Annotated in this window: 1 protein-coding gene; it reads right to left on the reverse strand. The window is 65.6% G+C overall.

The annotated features are described in order from the left end of the window. A partial coding sequence (locus I6F37_RS44685) for a hypothetical protein (RefSeq protein WP_225155084.1) occupies window positions 1-384 on the reverse strand: 384 nt, incomplete at both ends.

Here is a 384-nt window from a genome sequence, read left to right on the forward strand (position 1 = left end):
GTGTAGTCGCCGCCGAAGAAGCCGCACAGGTCGGTCCTGAACGAGCCGGTGACCTTGTGCTTGCTCGTGAACGAGCCGCGGACGCTCTGTCCGGGCCCCGAGCCCTCGTCGAACGACCCGCCGGTCAGCCTGACGTCCTTCAGCACGAGCTTCTCCTTGGTGCCGTCCTCACATGTGACCTTGAGCGTGAGCTTGGCGATCTTGCTCGTGGAGCTGCCGATCTTGATCTTGATGGAGCCGGGGAGGTCGGCGTCGACGCTCGCGTCCTTGTAGGCCGTGTTCTTCGAGGGTGTTGCCGCATGGGCGGTGCCGCTGAGTGCCGGCACGGACAGTGCGGCCAGGAGCGTTGCCAGCAGGGCAGTCCGGATGAGCTGGAGCATGGTG

It is taken from the genome of Bradyrhizobium sp. NBAIM08 (assembly GCF_020193935.1).
GTDB lineage: Bacteria > Pseudomonadota > Alphaproteobacteria > Rhizobiales > Xanthobacteraceae > Bradyrhizobium > Bradyrhizobium yuanmingense.